The 22,045-nt window shown below is 55.6% G+C and carries 18 protein-coding genes and 1 pseudogene; 9 read left to right on the top strand and 10 right to left on the bottom strand.

Translation table 11 applies throughout. From position 1 onward, the window contains the following. Window positions 1-25 precede the first annotated feature (25 nt). A pseudogene (gene zigA, locus ACFFLD_RS05640) lies at window positions 26-1,250 on the top strand (zinc metallochaperone GTPase ZigA). Between the two features lie 70 nt (window positions 1,251-1,320). On the opposite strand, the gene ACFFLD_RS05635 reads toward zigA, so the two are convergent. Then, window positions 1,321-2,658 carry a PepSY-associated TM helix domain-containing protein gene (locus ACFFLD_RS05635; protein WP_386037824.1) on the bottom strand — a complete coding sequence of 446 codons (1,338 nt, stop codon included), beginning with the start codon at window positions 2,656-2,658 and terminating at the stop codon, window positions 1,321-1,323. Between the two features lie 338 nt (window positions 2,659-2,996). Here ACFFLD_RS05635 and ACFFLD_RS05630 point away from each other — a divergent pair, with 338 nt between their 5' ends. Further along, window positions 2,997-3,428 (top strand): DUF2946 domain-containing protein, encoded by a 432-nt coding sequence (locus tag ACFFLD_RS05630; protein ID WP_386037821.1) that lies wholly within the window; start codon window positions 2,997-2,999, stop codon window positions 3,426-3,428. A 483-nt stretch (window positions 3,429-3,911) separates the two neighbouring features. Here ACFFLD_RS05630 and ACFFLD_RS05625 read toward each other — a convergent pair whose 3' ends face one another. The 4 genes from ACFFLD_RS05625 to ACFFLD_RS05610 are packed head-to-tail and all read right to left on the bottom strand — an operon-like array spanning window position 3,912 to window position 7,847. Next, window positions 3,912-5,930 (bottom strand): RecQ family ATP-dependent DNA helicase, encoded by a 2,019-nt coding sequence (locus ACFFLD_RS05625; RefSeq protein ID WP_386037818.1) that lies wholly within the window; start codon window positions 5,928-5,930, stop codon window positions 3,912-3,914. 23 nt (window positions 5,931-5,953) lie between these two features. Then, the gene (locus ACFFLD_RS05620) at window positions 5,954-6,172 is read right to left on the bottom strand and encodes a DUF1653 domain-containing protein (protein ID WP_386037815.1); all 219 of its coding nucleotides are present in this window, start codon (window positions 6,170-6,172) and stop codon (window positions 5,954-5,956) included. Beyond that, a complete protein-coding gene (gene tcdA, locus ACFFLD_RS05615; RefSeq protein ID WP_386040387.1) occupies window positions 6,169-7,029 on the bottom strand; it encodes a tRNA cyclic N6-threonylcarbamoyladenosine(37) synthase TcdA in 861 nt (286 codons plus the stop codon). The genes ACFFLD_RS05620 and tcdA overlap by 4 nt, the downstream gene beginning before the upstream one ends. A 44-nt stretch (window positions 7,030-7,073) precedes the next feature. Continuing rightward, the gene (locus ACFFLD_RS05610; protein ID WP_386037812.1) at window positions 7,074-7,847 is read right to left on the bottom strand and encodes a pseudouridine synthase; all 774 of its coding nucleotides are present in this window, start codon (window positions 7,845-7,847) and stop codon (window positions 7,074-7,076) included. Window positions 7,848-8,126: 279 nt separating this feature from the next. Here ACFFLD_RS05610 and sodC point away from each other — a divergent pair, with 279 nt between their 5' ends. After that, entirely contained in the window at window positions 8,127-8,660 is a 534-nt protein-coding gene (gene sodC, locus ACFFLD_RS05605; protein WP_386037809.1) for a superoxide dismutase [Cu-Zn] SodC, read from the top strand. Window positions 8,661-8,852: 192 nt separating this feature from the next. Further along, window positions 8,853-10,322 (top strand): carbon starvation CstA family protein, encoded by a 1,470-nt coding sequence (locus ACFFLD_RS05600; RefSeq protein WP_386037806.1) that lies wholly within the window; start codon window positions 8,853-8,855, stop codon window positions 10,320-10,322. Between the two features lie 234 nt (window positions 10,323-10,556). Here ACFFLD_RS05600 and bfr read toward each other — a convergent pair whose 3' ends face one another. The 5 genes from bfr to lptF form a co-directional block, all read right to left on the bottom strand. Further along, window positions 10,557-11,039, bottom strand: a complete 483-nt coding sequence (bfr, locus tag ACFFLD_RS05595) for a bacterioferritin (protein ID WP_386037803.1) — start codon at window positions 11,037-11,039, stop codon at window positions 10,557-10,559. Between the two features lie 192 nt (window positions 11,040-11,231). Beyond that, window positions 11,232-11,438 (bottom strand): (2Fe-2S)-binding protein, encoded by a 207-nt coding sequence (locus tag ACFFLD_RS05590; protein ID WP_386037800.1) that lies wholly within the window; start codon window positions 11,436-11,438, stop codon window positions 11,232-11,234. A 158-nt stretch (window positions 11,439-11,596) separates the two neighbouring features. After that, window positions 11,597-12,070: an RDD family protein gene (locus tag ACFFLD_RS05585; protein WP_386037797.1), complete on the bottom strand. Its 474-nt coding sequence runs from the start codon at window positions 12,068-12,070 to the stop codon at window positions 11,597-11,599. A 58-nt stretch (window positions 12,071-12,128) separates the two neighbouring features. Next, window positions 12,129-13,199, bottom strand: a complete 1,071-nt coding sequence (gene lptG, locus ACFFLD_RS05580; RefSeq protein ID WP_386037794.1) for an LPS export ABC transporter permease LptG — start codon at window positions 13,197-13,199, stop codon at window positions 12,129-12,131. Continuing rightward, on the bottom strand, window positions 13,199-14,278 hold the full coding sequence (gene lptF, locus ACFFLD_RS05575; RefSeq protein WP_386037791.1) for an LPS export ABC transporter permease LptF: 1,080 nt from the start codon (window positions 14,276-14,278) through the stop codon (window positions 13,199-13,201). The genes lptG and lptF overlap by 1 nt, the downstream gene beginning before the upstream one ends. Window positions 14,279-14,401: 123 nt before the next feature. Between lptF and ACFFLD_RS05570 the strand changes: the two genes are divergently transcribed. The 5 genes from ACFFLD_RS05570 (at window position 14,402) to ACFFLD_RS05550 (ending at window position 21,972) form a co-directional block, all read left to right on the top strand. Further along, window positions 14,402-15,925, top strand: coding sequence for a leucyl aminopeptidase (locus ACFFLD_RS05570; RefSeq protein ID WP_386037788.1), 1,524 nt, complete (start codon window positions 14,402-14,404; stop codon window positions 15,923-15,925). 175 nt (window positions 15,926-16,100) lie between these two features. Then, a complete protein-coding gene (locus ACFFLD_RS05565; protein ID WP_386037785.1) occupies window positions 16,101-17,213 on the top strand; it encodes a branched-chain amino acid aminotransferase in 1,113 nt (370 codons plus the stop codon). 100 nt (window positions 17,214-17,313) lie between these two features. Next, on the top strand, window positions 17,314-17,745 hold the full coding sequence (locus ACFFLD_RS05560) for a DNA polymerase III subunit chi (protein WP_386037782.1): 432 nt from the start codon (window positions 17,314-17,316) through the stop codon (window positions 17,743-17,745). Window positions 17,746-17,813: 68 nt separating this feature from the next. Next, a complete protein-coding gene (locus ACFFLD_RS05555; RefSeq protein WP_386037779.1) occupies window positions 17,814-19,052 on the top strand; it encodes an MFS transporter in 1,239 nt (412 codons plus the stop codon). 73 nt (window positions 19,053-19,125) lie between these two features. Then, the gene (locus ACFFLD_RS05550) at window positions 19,126-21,972 is read left to right on the top strand and encodes a valine--tRNA ligase (protein WP_386037776.1); all 2,847 of its coding nucleotides are present in this window, start codon (window positions 19,126-19,128) and stop codon (window positions 21,970-21,972) included. The last annotated feature ends 73 nt before the right edge of the window (window positions 21,973-22,045 follow it).

Below are 22,045 nucleotides of genomic sequence, written 5' to 3'. Positions count from 1 at the left end.
AATCAGCTTGAGAGGTGAACTAGCAATGTCCCTGTTTACTCCCCTGCCCGTTACCGTGCTATCAGGCTTTCTTGGGGCGGGTAAGACCACCGTGCTTAATCATATTCTGGCCAACCGTGAGGGTCGCCGCGTAGCGGTGATCGTCAACGACATGAGCGAAGTCAATATCGATGGCTCACTGGTGCGGCGGGCCTGGCGAATCCACACTGGATAGCGAGGTAGCGCTTAACCGCAGTGAAGAGCGCCTGGTAGAGATGAGCAACGGCTGCATCTGCTGCACCCTGCGTGAAGACCTGTTAGTCGAGGTCAGCCAGCTTGCCCGCGAAGGTAAGTTCGATTACCTAGTGATCGAATCCACTGGCATATCCGAACCACTGCCAGTGGCGGAGACCTTTACGTTTGAAGATGAGAACGGTCAAAGTCTTTCTCATGTGGCGCAACTGGATACCCTGGTTACCGTGGTGGACGGCGCCAACTTTCTTAACCAGTACCGCGACGCCCAAAGCCTGGCGGAAGCGGGTGAAAGCCTGGGCGAAGAGGACGAACGCAACGTGGCAGACCTGCTGGTGGATCAGATCGAGTTCTGCGATGTGTTACTGATCAGCAAGACAGACTTGATCAACGACACAGAGCTTGCCTCGTTGAAAGCCGTTCTACGCTCACTCAATCCAGATGCTGAACTGGTACCAATCAGCCGGGGCGGTGTCCCGCTTGATAAAGTGTTGAACACCGGCAAGTTCAATTTCGAGCGCGCCCAGCAGGCGCCAGGCTGGCTCAAGAAGATGCGCGGAGAGCACGTGCCGGAAACCGACGAGTATGGTATCGGCAGCTTCGCCTACCACGCGCGCCGCCCTTTCCATCCGGCTAAATTCCACGATCTTCTCCATGCAGAATGGTTCGGCGAAGGTCTATTACGCTCAAAAGGCTTCTTCTGGCTGGCCACTCGCCCTCAGTGGGCTGGGCAGTGGAGCCAAGCGGGCGGTATTGCTCACCATGGCGTGGCGGGCATGTTCTGGAAAGCCATCCCTGAAGATCGCTGGCCCGGTGATCCAGAGTATCGTGAATTTATTCAAGAAAAGTGGCAAGAGCCGTTTGGCGATATGCGCCAGGAACTGGTCTTCATCGGCCAGAACCTGGATCAGGAGCGGATGCGCCAAGCGCTGGATGACTGCTTGTTAAGCGAAGACCAACTGCTGGCAGGCGCCGAAACCTGGAAAGCGCTGCCTGACCCCTTCCCTGCCTGGGAATAAGCGCGTGAAGGGATAAGTGAATAGATAAGTCAGCCGAAAGGCCCCCGATAACTGTCGAGGGCCTTTTTGTTTACCGTTTAATCTCAGCATCTTGACGCTTGTTAGAAACGAACCAGCGAAACACATCGATTAGCGCAATGATAACCAGACTTCCGCCCAGTACCGGCAAGGCGACCCCTAAAAGCACCATGATGACGAGCAGGCTTAACTGAATGACCAGGGGCAACATGATAAATAGCGCCGTCATGGTCTGCGCCTGGTTAACCGTCGTGTTTTTGATACGCTGCCACCACATCCGATATCCCCAGACAATCAGAAATACCAGCGCCCCGGCAACTAGTGCTAACACCAATTGATTAACCAGCCCGAACAGCACACCCATGTGCAAATCGATGCCCCAGCGCGTCAACTTCGCGGCTAAAGGAAAGGTGGTAAAATCGGTTTGTTCGAGTACCTGCATATCACGTGGTTCAAGGGCTATCTGGTCTACCTGGGTAGGCCAGCGGCGGTCAATTTCAGTGACCCGCCACGCCCTGCCTTCACCGGCTGGCGGGTCTATCTGAATCCTACCTGCCAGTAGGCCTGCATGTCTGGCGGCCTCCAACGCCTGATCAAACCCTTCACGGCGTGCGTATGACCCCGCTTCAGGTGCGTTACTCATTTTATGGTCGGCATGCATGTCATGATGGGCATGCGGATCATTATTTGCCGCATCAGGCGTTTCAATAACGGTAGACACGCTTGGGGTTCCCCACCCCCAGGCCTGTCTTAGTTCACCGATATTGCCGCCTGCCCACTTCGACCAGGTAAGCCCGGTGGCCGAAAAAAACAGCAACCCGACAATAGCCAACACGCCGACGGTGGCATGACGACGCCGGGCGGTCATTTGCGTGCTTGCACTGTTAAGCGCTCGGCGGCGCGCTACCCAGAGCATGACTCCCAACAGGGCAATAATCCACAGCCAGGAGGCCGCCAGCTCGCTATAAAGCCGTCCTACATCGCCTAGCAGCAATGCTCTGTGAAATTGATCAAGCGCCGTACGAAAAGGCAATATGCCACTGGTGCCGTACACCGTCATGTCGCCTTTCACTTCAAGCGTTACCGGGTCGACAAAAATGGCGCGATGCTCAGAAGCACCAAGCATAGGGTCTGCGAACATGACCCGTGTGGTGCTATGGGCATCAGGTGCAGGGCGAACCGCTGCCGGTAATGTGTCTTGCTCGACGACTAGCTGAGCAGTTTCAATTTGCTGGGCGAGTGGTTGCGATGTACCTGGCGTGGTGATGGTTAACGCATCACGGTATAGCCATGATTCAATCGACGGCGTTAACACATAAACGATACCGGTCAAGGCCGCTATCAATATAAAAGGTCCCACCAGCAAACCAACGTAAAAGTGCATACGCATTAATAGCGCAAAGAGGATTTTCCCACTTCGCCTGGAAGAACTTGATTCGATTTTTTTTGATAACATGCTTTAGCTTTCCCCAAGAGTTCTCCACCAGACGTGTACCATGACACAGTGCGTGAAGACTTTTCACTACGTTTTAAACAATGCCTGGACGGCAAATAAAACATTAACCGTTTCGTTAATCATCTAATCTGAAGTATCCAACTTATAACGTAATATGTAGCGTATTTCTGAAAGCGAGAAGGCCAGAGAATCATTTAATCCATTATGTGATAGCGGCCACGCGCGAGACTGCTACAATATGGCCATTATTACGCCTTAAGGTCTGGATTTTGATGATGCTGTCTCATTCAGCACACCTACGTTATTACCGCTGCGCGTTAGCGATGGCGTGGGTAGCGATGTGTCTGTTATTTGCGGGACCGATCATTTCTCAATTCCAGGCCAGTAACCATAACCACCAAGATCAGCGACAGCACGAGCATCACACCCATTCCCATAGTGAGCCTTCAGCTAGCTCGTTTGACACCGCTGGCAGCTTACATGATTCAAGAACAAGCGCCCTGGCGAATTGGCACAATCAGTGTGGCTACTGTGAGTTATGGCAACACAGCCCGTCACTTTCTATTGTACTGCCAGCCATTGCTCATGACGCTTTAATAGCACTTAACCGTTTATTTCGTGCGCCTCAAGCAGGCGCACTGTTTCAGTATAATTACCCACATGCGTTAACTCGCGGCCCACCTGGATCTTCTAAGGTTATATAACCTCTACGTGGATTGCTTTTATAGTAACGCGTATAAGAAAAAAATAAATAGGGCTGTTAGGCTTTTTTAAAGCTTAACGAGGCTCCGTACCGTTACATCTTTGGTTTATTAAAAAAATAAAAAACCACCTATAAATATGTAAAAAAGCACTTTTAAAAGACTTAACATTACTTTTAAAGTTACTCTTTCAGCCTTTATGAATGGAAAAACAACCCTTTTCTTGGTGATGACAGCGGCGACCGTCAAAGAGAGCAAATTGGATAGAAAGTAAAGTGAGCAGGGAGTGAATTGAATAGGGAGTGAATTGAATAGGGACTGGACTGAATAGAGAGTGAAGTGAGCATTATCGACATTCCAACAACGTCAATCACGAACGAATCAGCATCGTGCTTTCGCGCGCGATAATGCTTTATCTACACCATGGCCCCGGCCTATGGCCTGGGTTTGCCCTGCGCCTTGGCAAGCCCTCGGGACTGACTCGGGTTACGTTGCGCCAGCAGTAAGGTGACGCTCTGCCCATTCGCGAACATCGGGATAAGTGCGCTGTTCGAATACCGCAAAGCCGTTAAGGCTACGGGCTTTAAGCGGGGTAAAAATCGGCATGGCTAACCCACACAGAAAGTGTGCCAGCCGCTGAGCATTGGGCGGCTGGCCGACCTTTTCGTTATGCCGCTCAATAAACGGCGTGGCATAGCGCTGAAAATCAGCATGGCTCAGCGCAGGCTGAAGCGGCGCCTCCGGCAGCTTAACGGGGTGACCGTAGCATACCGAACAGTGCCCACAGCGGCCCGCTTCTTTAGCGGCCGAGGCATTAACCTTGGGATTATCACCAAACGTGCTGTCACCAAAATGCTCTGTGAGTCGCCTCGTCAGGCAGCTCTCGGATTCAAATAGCGTCAGCATCGAATGTAGCCGCTCGATCTCGATACGTTCCCGCGCAAGGCACTCGTCATAAAGCTGTTTGGCCAGCGCTTCAATTGAAAACGCTGACTGGCATACCTCATAAACATCGGTCATCCGTTTACCTTCCAGCGTCAGCCAGCCCTTGTCCTGGAAATATTCCAGTGCGGTGATGACGCGAGCGCGGGAAGCATCAATCTGCTGGTCCTGCCCTACTTGGTGCAGGCGTTCAAAGTCGACCGTACCCCAGGTGCGGGCAATGGGGATGTTATCGACAATAAGGCGCACAAAGGCTGCGCGCTCGCCCTGAAAATTAGCTACCAGCGCCTCCGGCTCGATATGGTAGCGCAGCCGATACTCGGCCAGAAACGCAAACCGCGGGGCAATAATGCCGTGCATCTCCAGCCTCACCAACAGCGTTTTAAGCGGCAGCAGCCGGATGTTGGTATCGCGAGAAAGCGTATTGAGCAGCACTTCCCATTGACGCTCAGGCGCCTGGCCTGCCGTGGCAATCTCTTCAAGCAGGTGGACAATGCCGCCGTACTCGGGAGTATCGCCGTAAACAAAATTTTCCAACACGCGCAGGCCGTCCCGACCGGCCATGGTCAGGCAAGTCGAAGGCAGGCCATCGCGGCCCGCCCGGCCAATCTCCTGGCTGTAGTTCTCGATCGACTTGGGCAAATCGAAGTGCACGACATTACGGATATCACCTTTATCAATGCCCATACCAAAGGCGATGGTCGCCACGATACAGGGTGACTCACCGCTCATGAACTGACGCTGGATGTCATCCCGACGCGCGGCGTCCAATCCCGCGTGATAAGCCTGGGCGGCAATGCCTTGGGCCATTAATGCGCTTGCAACGCGCTCGGCGGTATTTTGTAGGGTGACGTAAATAATCGTGGGTGCTTCGCTACCTGGCTGCATTTGAGGCTTCAGCCAGTTAACCAGCTGTTGCTGGCGATCCTCCATCGCAGGCGCCACCAACAGCTCAAGATTAGGACGGTAAAAGCCGGTGGTAATGACATTATCTTCCGCGATGGCAAACTTCTCGCTCATATCGGCGATCACCGTGGGGGTCGCGGTGGCCGTGAGCAGCAGTACCTGAGGGATGGCGAAGTCACGCTGATAGTCGGGTAGTTTCAGGTAATCGGGGCGAAAGTTATGCCCCCACTCAGACAAACAGTGGGCTTCATCCACCACTAAAAGCGAAATCTGAACCTGGCGTAGAAAGTTCCGGAAGCGCTCGTTCTTGAGCCGTTCCACCGACACCATGAGTATTTTCAGTTCGCCGCGTTTGGCGCGCTCCATCACCTCTCGGGCGGTGTCACGATCTTGAGTGGAATCAATGCTGGCCGCTGCTACGCCGTGCCGGTTCAGAAACGCCAGTTGATCCTGCATTAGCGCCAGCAGCGGTGACACCACCAGCGTTAAATGCGGCAGATGCAGCGCCGGTAACTGGTAGCAAAGTGACTTTCCCGCCCCGGTAGCAAAAATGGCCGCCGTTGAGTGGCCCTCCAACACTCGCGACACCACCGCCTGCTGGCCGCCGCGAAAATCATTAAAGCCAAAGACGTCTTTCAGCGTTTGCTGGGGAGACATGCGGACTCCTAACGTGAACGGACTTAAAACGCCTTTTCAAGCGCAAAGCGTGGCTGGGTGTGGCCCTCTTTGGTCACCGTTTCGGTAAACATTTCAAGCGGGCGCACCCATAAACCGTACTCGCCATAAAGGGCGCGATAGACCACCAGCGGTTCCTCGCTTTCGCTATGCTGGGCGGTGCCGAGCACCTCGTAAAGGGCGCCTTTATAGTGGCGGTAAATACCAGGGACGGGTGCGCTCATTGATCTTCCTCCTGAGTGGCTGGCTGGTTGGCTTTTTTGGCAAGGCGTTCAAGTACTTTGGAGGCGGCAACAAAACCGAACGTGCCGGTCAGGAAGGTAGCGGCGCCAAAGCCGGAGGCACAGTCCAGACGTGTAGCGTCACCGCTGGCGGGCTTTTGCAGACACACTTCGCCATCCGCGCCTGGATACACCAACTGCTCATCCGAGTAGACGCACTCGACCGAGAAGCGACGCTTGGGGTTACGCGAGAAATTGTAATCGCGACGCAGGTGCGAGCGCACCTTGGCCAGTAGCGGGTCGTGCACGGTACGGGTCAAATCCGCCACCTGAATGCGTGTAGGATCGGTTTGACCACCGGCAGCGCCAGTCACGGTGATGGGGATCTTGCGCCGTTTACACCAGGCGATCAGCGCCGCTTTCGCGATGACGCTGTCAATGGCATCTATTACATGGTCGGCATCGTCTGGAATGCGCTCGGCAAGATTGGTGGGCGTCACAAACGCCGTATCCGCAACGATCTCGATGTCAGGGGAAATCAGGCGGCAGCGCTCAGCCAGTACCTCTACCTTGGGCTTGCCGATAGTGCCATCCAGCGCGTGAAGCTGGCGGTTGATGTTGGACACACACACATCGTCCAGATCAATAAGTGTCAGTTTACCGATGCCCGAGCGGGCCAGCGCCTCGACCGCCCAACTGCCCACCCCGCCGACACCAACGACCACGACGTGGGCATGGCGAAACGACTCAAAGGCACGCTGGCCGTAGAGGCGCCGAATGCCGCCAAAGCGAAATTCATAGTCACTCGAGTCGGAGACGACCGGGGCTGGTGCTACGGTTATCGCGGGCTGGAAAGACATGGATAAGCGATTGGGTGGGGTAACGGAAGACATGAAAGACTCACTCATAGCGCTTGAAGGGCTGAAGGTGTGATGTGGGGTGGTGTGCGCACGCTATCAAGCGGCAAATGCCCCGCCCAGCCAAGGTGATTAAACAGCGCGACCATGGTGTCATCCAAGGCGCAGCTTAATTGTACACGCTTATCCAACAGAGGATGATCAAAGGCGAGGTAGGTCGCGGCCAGCAATAAGCGTGGCGCGCCCATCTGCTCGGCAAAAAAACGGTTGTGGACACTTTTACCGTGCTTGGCATCGCCAATAATCGGGTAGCCGCGACGCGACAGGTGACGACGAATCTGGTGACGCCTGCCGGTCAGCGGGCGCGCTTCCACCAGCGAATAACGGGCCACCGGATAGCGGTCAACCTGCACCGGCAGCTCCACATAATCCAAACGACGAATATCCGTCATCGCGGGCATGGCGGGCATCTCTGCCTTGGGCCGGGTGCCATCCTCTTCCCGCAATGGGTAATCCAGGCGCTCACTTTCCGGTGCTTTACCGCGCACCACCGCCAGGTAACGCTTTTCCACCTGGCGCTCACTAAAGGCTTCACTGAGTAAACCCGCCACCGTTGAAGAGAGGGCAAAGATGATAACCCCCGAGGTAGGTCGGTCCAGGCGATGGACAGGATAGACACGCTTGCCAAGCTGATCACGCAATTGCTGAAGCAAAAATTCAGTTTCGCCACGCGCGAGCGCCGAGCGATGCACCAACAGCCCCGAGGGCTTGTGCACTGCGACGAGATGCTCATCCTGATAGAGGATTGTGAGTGGCGTCATAGGAATCCTCGGTAAACGCTGGTGGCTAGACTGACAACAAAGCGCTGCTGATAGACACTCTGCCGTCATATCACCGGCTATAAAAACAAGGCGCTATTGTCGCGGCTTGGTAGGCGGATGTCATCCATTGCTCGTTGATGGAGGCAGGTATTTGCCACCTCGCTTGCTATTAAAAACCATGGATGACAACCTGAAACCAGTGGCAGAGCAGCACGTTCAACGCTACTTTAAATAAGCAACGCTACATACGCGTTTCCATGGATTAGGAAGGAGATCACTATGCGTTTTACAACACCGCTTACCGCCATTACTGCCTCACTACTACTTGCCGCGACGGCTGCACAAGCTCAGACGCTTGATGTGGACATGCATAAGGTAAGTGCCGAGGGAGTTGAAGAATCCATTGGTACCGTTTCACTTGAGCAGACCGATCATGGTTTGCTGTTGACTCCCTCACTCAGCGGTATGAACCCGGGCGTTTATGGCTTTCACGTTCACCAAAATGCCAGCTGCGAACCTGCTGAAGATGACAACGGCGAAATGACCGCCGCACTGTCGGCAGGCGGCCACTATGACCCTGAAGATACCGGCACCCACCAAGGTCCTTATGGTGATGGTCACCTGGGCGATCTTCCGGTACTGACCGTCAATGAAGAGGGCGAAGCCAACCTGCCCGTTCTAGCACCGCGCCTGAGTATGGATGATATGTCGGGCCGCGCGCTGATGATTCATGAAGGTGGCGATACCTACGAAGATGAGCCGCACCTAGGCGGCGGTGGACCCCGCATGGCATGCGGCGTGGTTGAGTCTTAACCACAGCGTTAACCATTTAATATTTTCCAAAGGTACGGGCAGCCACGATGGTTGCCCGTTTTTATATCTGATCCACTAAAGTCTAACTGTGATTTTACAAGGCTTATCTGTAAATTCGCTGCTTCTAAAGAACCATTCGCTTGTGTGCTATCGGCATGCTTGTTCTCTCCCTCACTGCGCTAGGTACCTTAGATGATTACTTTTATCGTATCGATCCTGCTGTTGATAGCGGGCTACTTTACCTATGGGAAATTCGTTGATCGTGTCTTTGTGACTGACCGCAAACGACGAACGCCTGCGTTCACCATGCGCGACAACATCGATTACGTGCCGATGAACACGACGCGAAACTCGCTTATTCAGTTATTGAATATTGCCGGTGTAGGGCCCATTTTCGGACCTATCCTCGGCGCGCTTTATGGCCCTGTTGCGTTTGTGTGGATCGTGGTTGGCTGCATCTTTGCCGGTGCCGTACATGACTACCTGACCGGCATGATCTCGATTCGCAATCACGGCGCGCACTTACCTCAGTTGGCTGGCAAATTCCTCGGTAAAGCAATGAAGCATGTCGTTAATGGCTTCGCGATTTTATTGCTGCTGTTGGTAGGAACGGTATTCGTCACCTCACCTGCGGCGCTGCTGGCCAATATGACCTCGCTGTCGTTGACACTGGTGATCGTCGCCATCTTTATTTACTACCTGATCGCCACCCTGCTGCCAATTGATAAAATCATTGGCCGCATCTACCCCTACTTCGGCGCACTGCTGCTATTCAGCGCTGCCGGCATCGGTATTGGCTTGGTTGTAACGGGCGCACCGATCCCTGAACTCTCTTTTCAAAACATGCACCCTGACGCTGCACCTATTTTCCCGCTGCTGTTTTTAACTATTTCCTGTGGGGCGCTGTCTGGCTTTCATGCCACCCAAACGCCGATCATTTCGCGCACCACCCAAAACGAGACCAATGGCCGCAAGATTTTCTACGGCATGATGATCACCGAAGGCATTATCGCAATGATCTGGGCCGCTGCCGCCATGAGCCTGTTTTACGGCGATCAGTCGCTCTCAGATGTCCTGGCTGCGGGTGGCCCTGCCGCTGTCGTGAGCGAAGTTTCGACGACCATGCTCGGCGCTATCGGTGGCACGCTGGCCGTATTGGGCGTTATTGTCCTGCCGATCACCTCTGGCGATACAGCCTTTCGTAGCGCGCGCATGATCATCGCCGACTACATCAAGATTGACCAAAAGCCAATGGCGAAGCGAATCATGATCGCCTTGCCACTGTTTGTGGTCTCCTATGCGTTAACCCATATGGACTTCACGCTACTGTGGCGCTACTTCTCATGGGCGAATCAAACCACCGCCGTGATTGCCCTGTGGGTAGGCACCATGTACCTGGTGCTTTCTCGCAAGCCTCATTGGATAACCTCGATTCCAGCCACCTTCATGACCATGGCCACCTTCACTTACCTAGCCTACGCCCCGATTGGTTTTGGTCTGTCATTACAGCTCAGCTACTTCGTCGCTGCGGCAGGCACACTCATCTGCATCGCGCTATTCATGAAACGTGTGCGTCGTTTGAGCCGCGCCACCTTTGCCGTTGATGAGCCTGCTGAGTACATCGGTTCAGGAGGCGAGGCCCTCGCCACTCCGGCAAAATAAACACGCCCCAACCAGGCACGTTTGCTGCCTGGCCGTATTATCAAGCGCTGATACTATCAGCGCTTTTTTTGTGCACGCGTTATCTCTCGGCTTCACGTCACTATCGCCGCCCCTCTTGCCCTTTGCATCGTTTCTGATGGGCCGTGGCTTTCAGATGCTGCCCTACCAGGCAAAAAAAATCCCCCCGACGCAATGTCGGAGGGATTTTAGTCAGTAAATGCTGACGCTTGGCGTTTACTCGTCGCCAGCCATCTGCATCTGGCGCTGCAGATAGTTTTGAATACCTACCTGTTCAATCAGTTTCAGCTCGGTTTCGATGTGGTCAATGTGACCTTCTTCATCGGCGAGCAGATCACGCAACATATCACGAGTAACGTAATCTTTAACGCTTTCGCAGTAGGTGATGGCTTCAATGTAATCATTACGGCCATCATGCTCAATTTTCAGGTCGCTCTCGAGCATCTCTTTAACATTTTCGCCAATGTAGAGCTTTCCGAGGTCCTGCAGGTTAGGCACGCCTTCCAGGAAAAGAATGCGCTCGATGATCTTGTCGGCGTGCTGCATCTCTTCAATGGACTCATCGTATTCCCATTTGGCCAGCGCTTTCAGGCCCCAATCTTTATACATTTTGGCATGTAAAAAGTACTGGTTAATCGCTACCAGCTCATTGCCAAGCGCCTTGTTGAGATGCTCAAGAACTTTTGGATCACCTTTCATAACGTCACCTTCTCTACATTAATGCCGTGTTTACGCCGATCTTTAAATAGTGCGATCAAGCAGTTACGTTTGATGATGAGCATAGACGCAGATAGCTATACTCTCAGCTTTCCTGAGAGTATAGATAAGGTATTTAAAAGTTCAAGCAAATCATACATTTGCTAAAGATAACCCTAACAATAGTGATTCGCGTCACACGGCGTAAGCAAGCCCCATATCGGCTTCTTGACGTGCCTCTAATACGGCGTCGCGGGTAACGGATTTTGCGTAGCACGCGCACTTACCACACTGGGTGGCACAGCCGGTTGCCTCGCGTACTTCTCGCCAGCTGCGCGCTCCGTCGCTAACCTGCTGGCGAATCTGATGGTCGGTTACTCCCTTGCACACGCATACGTACATGGCGACACCTCATAAAAGTCATGAGATGAATGTAAATGATTCGCATACATCTTATCAAGTAGAAATCAGTGCTTTTTGTTAGCTATTCGTCTTAAAGAGATGTTCCCGCTTGCTAACCTACTGTTTCACCAGAAAAAGCCCAGCCCATCTCGTTAATATTATTTTTTCGGTAACACGACCGTTTGCGTGTTAGACGCGATATCCGGCCAGCTACGCCGCTCGCTATCCACCACTACCCACAGGTAGCCCAACCCAAAGGCGAGTAACGACAGCCACGCCACGGCGCAGCGGATGAGGGCTTGTTTAAGGCTAAGCGAACAGCCATCCAGCGTTTGAACCCGGAGCCGCCACGCCTGCATGCCTAGTGTCATGCCACCGCGCCTCCACGAGAACACAAAAAACAGCGTCACGAACACGACCAGCAAGAGCCGCAGGCTCCATATATCGCTGGCGGTAGTGCCAATTTCCTCTGGTTGCTGACCCAGCACATAGCGAAAAAACACCATGTGCACCACGGTCACCGCGATCCAGATGGCCGTTACTAAAAAACCATCGTAGAGCATAGCGCCCAAGCGACGGCCGAGCCCCGCCGGCCATACACTATCTAGCTGGGTAAATCGTCGTGTTTGCATCGTGATCTCTTGGTTGACGCTTGATGATGAAAGCATGATTGGCTCGGCGGAGAAGCGTCTAACCGTTTCGGCGCAGGAAATAGATTCCCACTGCCGCACATGCCAGGGTCGGCACCAGTACGGCCCAAACCGGAGAAAAGCCAAAAATGGTTGAGGCGGGTGCCAGCAAATCCTGCACATATTTAAAGGTCAGCCCCGTGATGACACCGTAAAAAACGCGCGTTCCCGCCGCTACGGTGCGCAGTGGGCCAAACACAAACGAGGCGGCGATTAATACCAGCGAGCCCATGGTGAGCGGCATCAACATCTTCTGCCAAAAATACAGCAGTGCCCGGTCATTCTTGAGCCCCTGTGCGTCAAGAAACTGAGCATACGCCCATAGTTCACTCGGCGATTGGCTTTCTATATTGCGCAACAATCGCTCTAGTTGAGTGGGGGTAAACGAGGTATCCCAGCTCATGCTTTGCTCATAAGCGGACTCGGTGTGATCGTCGAAAATACGGGTAGTGGCGACGTTTTCCAACTGCCAGGCGTCATCTTTCCAAATCGCCCGCTGGGCGCGAGTCGCTTCGACTAACTGGCGGTCATCAAACCGATAGCGAGTCAAATCAAGCACCACATCATCGGCACGAATAGCGCCAAAGCGATAAACGCTGTCGCCTTCGATTTGCCACCCGCTTCGGCTGGTCAGGATAGCCCCTTCACCCTGGCGTTTTTCCAATCGCCAGGCCTCGGCATACTGCTCGGTTTTGGGGCTGACATACTCGGCCACTAACAGCACCACCACCACGACCAACAGCACCGGCTTCATCACGCCCCACACTATACGCGCCAATGAACGCCCGGAGGCTCGCATAACGGTAAGCTCGTTACTGGACGCCATACTGCCCAGGCCGATCAACGCGCCGATCAACACCGCGACCGGAGCATATTGGTAAAAACGCCAAGGCGTACGCATCAGCAAATAAAGCAGCGCATCAAAGGCGCTATAACCCGCTTGCACATCCCCCAGGTCATCAATGTAGGCAATGGTGATATCCAGCCCCAGCAGCACACACTGCACGACCACGATGGCCGCCAGCACGTTGCGGGCGATATAGCGATCCATGCGATCAACCATGGTTAGCATTAGCGCATCCCCTTACGTTGCGAGCGCCACAGCATTAGCAGCCCCAGCCCTAAAAACAGCCCATGCACTGGCCATACTCCCAGTGTCGAGGACCACGTATCGCTGCCGATTGCATCGACAACGGCCAGTAGCAAGCTGAGGTAGGCGACGTAAAGAAATACCGCTGGCAATAGCTTGCCGAACCGGCCCTGGCGAGGATTAACCCGCGAAAGTGGCTGCGCCATTAATGCCAATATAAACACCATTAACGGCAGCCCTGCCCGCCACTGCCACTGAGCTTGGGCACGCGGGCTGGGGTCATTCCATAACTCGTTGGTAGTCGCATACTCGATGGAGTTAAGCTCTTGCCGGTCGCGGCTCAACCCCAAACGCAGCGTATAGCGCTCAAAGGTGAGCCGCTCAGCGCTTTGTGCCCCAGGCGTGACGCCATAACGCTCGCCGTCGTTCAACACCAAAAAGCGGCTCCCTGTATCAAGCCGGGTTTCCTGATAGCCCGACGCCGCACGCGTCACGTAGTCGTGGGTACCTTCATCGTTACGCTGGTTCTGCTCGTGCACCAGGACATCCTGCATTTCACGGCCATCGCTTGAGAAGCTACCAATGTAGGCGGTACGTCCCCCGCCAAACTCTTGAAAGCGGCCTGGCGCCAAGACAGACACATCCAGCCGGCTACGCTGTTCTTCCAGTGCTGTTTCGGTTTGCAGCGCGCCATAGGGGGTAAGCCAAAGGCTACAGGCGCCGACCAACACAGCCACCACGCTAGCGGGTAGCAGGGTCACTTTCAGAAGCCGCGTTGGGCTCATGCCGCAGGCAACCATCACGGTGATTTCGCTGTTCATGTAGAGCTGCCCGTAGGCGAGCAGGATGCCCAGAAAAAACGCGAGCGGTAAAATCAGCTCCATAAAGCCCGGTAGATGAAACATCATCAAGCTGCCCAGCATGGTGACGGGGAAATCGCCTTCCGCCGCGTCCGAGAAATAGCGAATAAAGCGGCTACCCATGATTACCAATAACAGAATGCCCGCCACCGCAGACATAGTGAGTAACACTTCGCGGGTTAGATACCGAAATAAAATCAACGCGCTCTCCGGTTAGTCGTACAGGATGCCATGCAATAAGCGGATGGCTTGGGTACACTAATCAAATACTCAATAGCGGGGCATTATCCCGAATCCCTCGATGCTTGTCTTGTTGGAGACGTCATGGAATTTTCCGTTCAGACTGCAAACCCGGCCAAGACCGAAACGGCCTGTCTCTTGGTGCCGGTTTTTAAAGGTAGCGACCGACTACTGCCCACCGTTGCCAAACTCGACGATGCCAGCGAGCGGCTGATTGCTCAACTGCTGGAGCGGGGCGACTTTGACGCCGCGTTAGGCAACGTGCAGATGGTACCGTTTGCGCCGGGCCTGGGGGCTGATCGTATCTTACTGGTTGGCTTGGGCGAGCGCGAGAAGTGCCAGGAAGCCGCCTTTATCAAGGCGCTGGATGCCGCCATGGCGGCGCTTGTGAAACTGCCCATCGACGAAGCCAGCGTCGTATTTGATGACGTGCCACTGGATGATCGCGACGGGGCCTGGAAGGCTCGCAAGATAATGGAAGCCGCTGAGCGCGCGATCTATCGCTTCGACCAGTTTAAATCTTCCCCCGCCCCAGCACCCAACCTTGCCAAGCTGACGTTGATCATCAGCGACGCCGACACGGTCGCACAGGTCAAGCAGGGTGCGTCGGTGGGCAACGCCATTGGTCAGGGTATCAACTACACCCGCACCCTGGGCAACTTACCCGCGAATATTTGCACACCGCGTTATCTCGCCGAACAGGCACAGCAGTTGGGCCGCGATTCCGCTGGTGCGCTCAAGGTCGATATACTCGACGAAGAGGCGCTGGAAGCATTAGGGGCTGGCTCACTGCTCTCCGTTGGTCGCGGTAGCAAAGAGCCGACGCGCCTGATCGTGATGAAATACCAAGGTGCTGACAACGCCGAAGCAGCGCCTCACGTACTGGTCGGCAAGGGAATTACCTTTGATACCGGCGGTATTTCGCTCAAGCCCGGCGAAGGCATGGACGAAATGAAATTCGACATGTGCGGGGCTGCCAGCGTCTTTGGCACCGTCAAGGCGGTTTTGGCGATCAAGCCGAAACTCAATCTGGTGTTTATCGTCGCGGCGGCGGAAAACATGCCCGACGGCCACGCCACCAAGCCTGGCGATATTATCAAGACGCTTAAAGGCTTGACCGTTGAAGTGCTCAATACCGATGCCGAAGGTCGTTTGGTGTTATGCGATGCTCTGACCTACGCCGAGCGGTTCACTCCCGCCAGCGTGGTCGATATTGCCACGCTCACCGGTGCGGTGATCGTTGGCCTGGGCCACCACGCCACCGGCCTGCTTTCCAATGACGACGACCTGGCCTTGGATCTGCTGGATGCAGGCGAAGCGGCGTGGGATCGTGCTTGGCACTTGCCACTGTGGGATGAATACCAGGAACAGCTCGACTCCAACTTTGCTGACCTGGCCAATATCGGCGGTCGCCCCGCGGGCACCATTACCGCGGCCTGCTTCTTATCGCGCTTTGCCGATCATTTCCCCTGGGCGCACTTAGACATCGCAGGCACCGCTTGGCACTCCGGCAAGCAGAAAGGCGCCACTGGTCGTCCGGTAGGGCTATTGACCCAGTACCTGCTTGACCGTGAAACCGACGCACAAGTAGAAAAGAGCGATAGCTAATATCACGATCAGGCGTTCAACGGTTGCCTTTCAGCGCGGCAACCGTTAAATCTGAACATACCAAGGTGCATTAAGCGCAATTAACGAACGAAGACTCGGTGGTCGCTTAATCTAACCTATACCTAATGACACAACCGCCTCTCAGCCGAGGCGGTTCTTGCGGAGAACAACAGCCGTGCCCACTGCAGGTTCCAATACTACGTTTGAAGCCCTGCCGTCCAACCAGCCGACGGTCGAGAGTATTCGTGACAACATCCTGACCAATCCAGGTTTTGGTAAGCACTTCACCGATCACATGGTCAATATCCGCTGGACGGTGGACGCTGACTGGCACGGCCACCAGGTCCGCCCCTACGGCCCGCTGACCCTCGACCCCGCTGCCTCTGTGCTGCATTACGGCCAGGAAATTTTTGAAGGCATCAAAGCCTACCGCCACGCCGATGGCTCTATCTGGACATTTCGCCCCGAGAAAAACGCCGAGCGTTTTCGCCGTAGTGCTCGACGTCTGGCGCTGCCGGAGCTTTCCGATGACGATTTCATTGGTTCCCTCAAGGCGCTGCTGGCGCAGGATCACGCCTGGGTTCCCACGCCTTCAAGCGATGCCGATGAGTGCAGCCTCTACCTGCGTCCGTTCATGATCGCCTCGGAAGCGTTTCTGGGCGTACGCCCGGCTCACGAAGTGGATTACTACGTGATTGCCTCCCCGGCGGGCTCTTATTTCAAGGGCGGCATCAGTCCTGTCTCCATCTGGCTTTCTTCACACTACAAGCGTGCTGCCGCGGGCGGCACGGGGTTTGCCAAGTGCGGCGGCAACTATGCGGCCTCACTAGCCGCTCAGAAGGAAGCCGAGGCACACGGCTGCGGCCAGGTGGCATTTCTGGATGCCGCTGAAAACAAGTGGGTGGAAGAGCTGGGCGGCATGAACCTGTTCTTCGTCTTTAAAGATGGCCGTTTGGTGACGCCCCGCCTGACCGACACGATTCTGGAAGGCGTGACCCGCAACTCGGTACTCACACTTGCCAAGGAGGAAGGTCTAACACCTGAAGAGCGCCCGATCAGCATTGACGAATGGCGCGAAGGTGCCGAGTCCGGCGAGATTACGGAAGTCTTCGCCTGCGGTACCGCCGCGGTGATTACCCCGGTCGGCGAGCTGGTCACCGAGCACGAACGCATTCGCCTCAACGGTGACGGCGGCAATGAAGTGGCCATGCGTATCCGCAAAAAACTGCTCGACCTGCAGTACGGGCGCAGCGAAGACACGCATGGCTGGCTGACCCGGCTGGTTTAAACTGCTTTAACCTCTCCGCTTAGCCTCTCAGCGCCGCCGCAACGTTTGCGGCGGCGCTGTTTTTAAACAGCATACTGATTTGAAACCGCTGGAGCCGCCGATGGCACGTATTGATTTCTATATTTTGCCCGATACGACCTTAGAGGCGCGTTTGCAGTTTGCTTGCAAACTCGCCGAGACCATCTGGCGTAAAGGCTACCGGCTGCATCTTCACTGCGAGGACAAAGCCCTCGCCGAGCAGGCCGACAGCGCGCTGTGGAATTTTCGTCCTGAGGCCTACCTGCCCCACGCCCTGGAAGATAGCGAGATGGCCGCCAGCGTGCCGATCACCCTCGGCTGGCAAACGCTACCGGTGCCCAGTGAAGAGACCGCGCTGCTCAACCTGCACCCGGATATTCCCGACGGCGTAGAGCGCTACGCACGCATTGCCGAAATCATTAACCAACACCAGCAGGTGCTGGTCGCCAAGCGCGCCTGCTGGCAGCGCTATAAAGAGATGGGGCACGAGGTGGTGCCGCACAAACTGGGGTAACAAATTCGCGTTAAAGCCCCCCTTTTTTCAAACCGCTGTAAAGACGAAAAATTATAATAGAGGGCTTTATGCCTACTCCACTTCTGGCCCGTACCCCTTTAGCCGTTATCGTGATCGCCCAGCTGTTTGGAACCTCGCTGTGGTTTAGCGTTAACGGTGTTGGCTTGGCACTACAGGAGGCCGTGGGCCTCAGCGAAAGCGATTTGGGGCTATTGACCATCGCCGTTCAGGCCGGGTTTATTACCGGTACGCTGCTGATTGCCACCACCGGTCTTGCGGACCGGGTACGTGCCAGCCATCTGTTTGCGCTCTCTGCGGTGCTGGGTGCGTTGATTAACGCCGCCTTTATCGGCGTGGCCGACAGTTTGAGCCTTGCTGCTGCAGCACGTTTTGCCACCGGGCTCTGCCTGGCGGGCATCTATCCACTGGGCATGAAGCTGGTGGTGAGCTGGACGCCCAGCAACGCAGGGGCGGCGCTTGGCTGGCTGGTGGGCATGCTGACACTGGGCACCGCCTCCCCGCACCTGCTGCGCGGTTTAACGCTTCAGCTACCCTGGCAGTGGCCGCTGCTGCTTGCCTCTCTGCTGGCCTTGGTCGGCGCATTGGTGATCTTCAAACTGGGGGTTGGCCCGCACTTGCCGGCTACCGCGAAAAGCGGGCGCCCCTGGGCAGGATTGGCAGCGTTCAGGCGGCCCCGTTTTCGCGCCGCCGCGCTGGGTTACTTTGGTCATTGCTGGGAGCTGTATGCGCTATGGTCCCTAGTGCCGTTTCTGGTGGCCCGTGAGCTGGAGCGATTAGACGCTTCCGCCAGCGCCCAGCCATGGCTAAGCTTTGCAGTTATCGCGCTTGGGCTACCCGGCTGTGTGCTCGCTGGCAAATGGAGCCGCTACATTGGCAGCGACCGTGTGGCCTGCGTGGCGTTGGCGGTGTCTGGCACCCTTTGCCTGGTTTATCCGCTATTGGGTAGCGCCTCACCATGGCTGATGCTGGCGTTACTCGGCCTGTGGGGGGTTAGCGTGATTGCCGATTCCGCCCAGTTTTCTGCACTGGCTAGCGCCACGGCGCCACCGGAGCGGCTGGGCGCGGCACTGGCCATGATGAACGCCATTGGCTTTGGATTGACCATTCCCTCTATCGCCTTCGTTACCTCGCTTTGGGCGAGCCAATCATTAGCCGTCATCTGGTGGCTGTTGCCGGGCCCTGTACTCGGGCTACTTGCCATGCGTGGCTTCTCTTCACATCAGTCGTCACACCAGTCTTCGCACCAGCACCTTGGCAAAACGACTTCTCCCCATAATCGAACGTGAGTAGCACCTGACGCCTTGGCCCTCGCGCGGTATACTTGTGCACATTTTTTTGCCAGCCGTGAGCCGACTCTCCATGGAAAAGACTTACCAACCCGAACAGATCGAAAACCGCTGGTACAAGCGCTGGGAAGCCAACAACCGCTTCGCCCCCTCCGGCCAAGGCACGCCCTTTTCGATCATGATTCCGCCGCCCAATGTGACCGGCAGCCTGCACATGGGCCATGCGTTCCAGGACACCATCATGGATACCCTGACGCGCTGGAAACGGATGCAGGGTAACAATACCCTTTGGCAGGTAGGCACCGACCACGCCGGTATCGCCACGCAAATGCTGGTGGAGCGCAAAATCGCCGCCGAAGAAGGCAAGACCCGCCACGACCTGGGCCGCGACGCGTTTATCGATAAGGTGTGGGAGTGGAAGCAGGAGTCTGGTGATCATATTACCCGCCAGCTTCGCCGCATGGGCGCCAGCGTCGACTGGTCGCGCGAACGCTTCACCATGGACGATGGCTTCTACAAGGCGGTGCAGGAAGTGTTTGTACGCCTGCACGAAGAGAAACTGATTTATCGCGGCAAGCGGCTGGTCAACTGGGACCCGACGTTACATACCGCCATTTCTGACCTGGAAGTGGAAAACAAGGAGCAGCAAGGCAGTTTCTGGCATTTCCGCTACCCGCTGACGGACGGCGTTAAAACCGCCGACGGCAAGGATTATCTGGTGGTGGCTACCACCCGCCCTGAAACGCTGCTAGGTGACACCGGTGTCGCGGTCAACCCCGACGATGAGCGCTACGCCTCGTTGATCGGCAAGTTCATCGAGCTGCCCCTGGTCGGTCGTCGTATTCCGGTCGTCGCCGACGAACACGCCGACATGGAGAAAGGCTCTGGCTGCGTGAAGATCACGCCCGCTCACGACTTCAATGACTATGAGGTCGGCAAGCGCCAGAACCACCTGCTGATCAATGTGTTCTCCAAGGACGCGACGATTCTTGAAGAGGCCGAAATATTCAATCTGAAAGGCCAGCCGCAGCCTGGAGAAGATGCCAGCCTGCCCGCCAAGTACGCGGGTCTTGGCCGCTTTGAAGCGCGCGAGCAGATTGTTGCCGATATGGATGCCCTGGGCCTGCTGGAGCAGGTGGAAGCCGTCAACAACACCCTGCCCTATGGCGATCGCTCGGGTGATGTGATCGAGCCGCTCTTGACTGACCAGTGGTTTGTGGCCGTGGAATCGCTTGCCAAACCTGCCATCGAGGCGGTGGAAAAAGGCGATATTCAGTTTGTCCCCAAGAACTACGAAAACATGTATTTCTCGTGGATGCGTGACCTGCAGGACTGGTGTATCTCACGTCAGCTGTGGTGGGGCCACCGCATCCCAGCGTGGTATGACCCCGAAGGGAACGTCTACGTTGCCCGCAGCGAAGAAGAAGCCCGGGAAAAGCACGCCCTCGACCCCGAGCTGGTGCTTACTCAGGACGAAGACGTACTCGACACCTGGTTTAGCTCCGGCCTGTGGACGTTCGGCACCCTGGGTTGGCCTGAAGCGACGCCCGAGCTTGAGACTTTCCATCCCACCAGCGTACTGGTGACGGGCTTTGATATCATTTTCTTCTGGGTGGCCCGGATGATCATGATGACCCTGAAGTTCACCAAGCAGGTCCCGTTCAAGACGGTATACGTGCACGGGCTGGTGCGCGATGGTCAGGGGCAGAAAATGTCCAAATCCAAGGGCAACGTGCTCGACCCCATTGACCTGATCGACGGCATCACGCTGGACGCGCTGCTTGAAAAGCGCACCGGCAACATGATGCAGCCAAAGCAGGCCAAGGCGATTGCCAAATCCACCAAGGAAGAGTTTAAAGACGGCATTGAAGCCCACGGCACCGATGCGCTGCGCTTCACGTTCCTTTCCCAGGCCACCACCGGGCGTGATATCAAGTTTGATATGAACCGTCTGGATGGCTATCGCAACTTCTGCAACAAGCTGTGGAACGCCTCGCGCTATGTGCTGATGAATGCCGAAGGCGAAGATTGCGGCACCAATGGAGACGAGGTTGAGCTGTCGCTGGCCGATCGCTGGATTATCTCGCAGTTGCAAAAAGTGGAGGCCCAGGTCACCAAGGCGATGGACGAGTACCGCTTCGACCACGCCTCCCAGGCACTTTATGAGTTTGTGTGGAACGAGTATTGCGACTGGTACCTGGAGCTTTCCAAGCCGGTATTGTGGGACGAAAACGCCAGTGCCGAAGCCAAACGCGGCACCCGCCGTACGCTGGTACGCGTGCTCGAAACTATCTTGCGCCTCGCTCATCCAATGATGCCCTATATCACCGAAGAGATCTGGCAACGCGTCGCGCCGCTCGCCGGTTTTTATATGGGCGAAGACGCCACCATCATGCTGCAGTCCTGGCCGGAAGCCGACGAGAGCAAGATTGACGAGCAGGCCACCCGCGATATCGAATGGCTGAAAGGCGTTATTATTGCCGTGCGTAATATTCGCGCCGAGATGAACATCGCGCCTGGCAAACCGCTCGATATGTTGCTCACCAAAGGCCAGCCTGAAGACGCTGAACGCCTGGACAAAAATCGTCTCTTCTTGTCCAAACTCGCCAAGCTGGAAAGTGTGGCCTGGCTTGATAACGCCGACGATGCTCCGCTTTCAGCCACACAGCTGGTCGGGGATATGGAAGTGCTGGTGCCGATGGCGGACTTGATCGACAAAGATGCTGAGCTGGCTCGTCTCAGCAAAGAGATCGAGAAGCAGGACAAGCTGATCGGCGGTATCGAGAAAAAACTCGGCAACGACAGCTTTATCGCCAAAGCGCCGGTCTCAGTGGTCGAAAAAGAGCGCGGCAAGCTGGTCGAATTCCAGTCCACCAAGCTGTTACTGGAAGAGCAACGGGCCAAGATCGAGGCGCTGTAAGAAAGGCTTGGATTGAAAAATAATATCCACATCGAAAAAGATGTTTTGCTACATAGTATTGAGGGAGTACCTG

The organism is Vreelandella sulfidaeris (assembly GCF_042429665.1).
Classification (GTDB): Bacteria; Pseudomonadota; Gammaproteobacteria; order Pseudomonadales; family Halomonadaceae; genus Vreelandella.
This window is presented reverse-complemented; position numbering and strand designations above follow the sequence as displayed.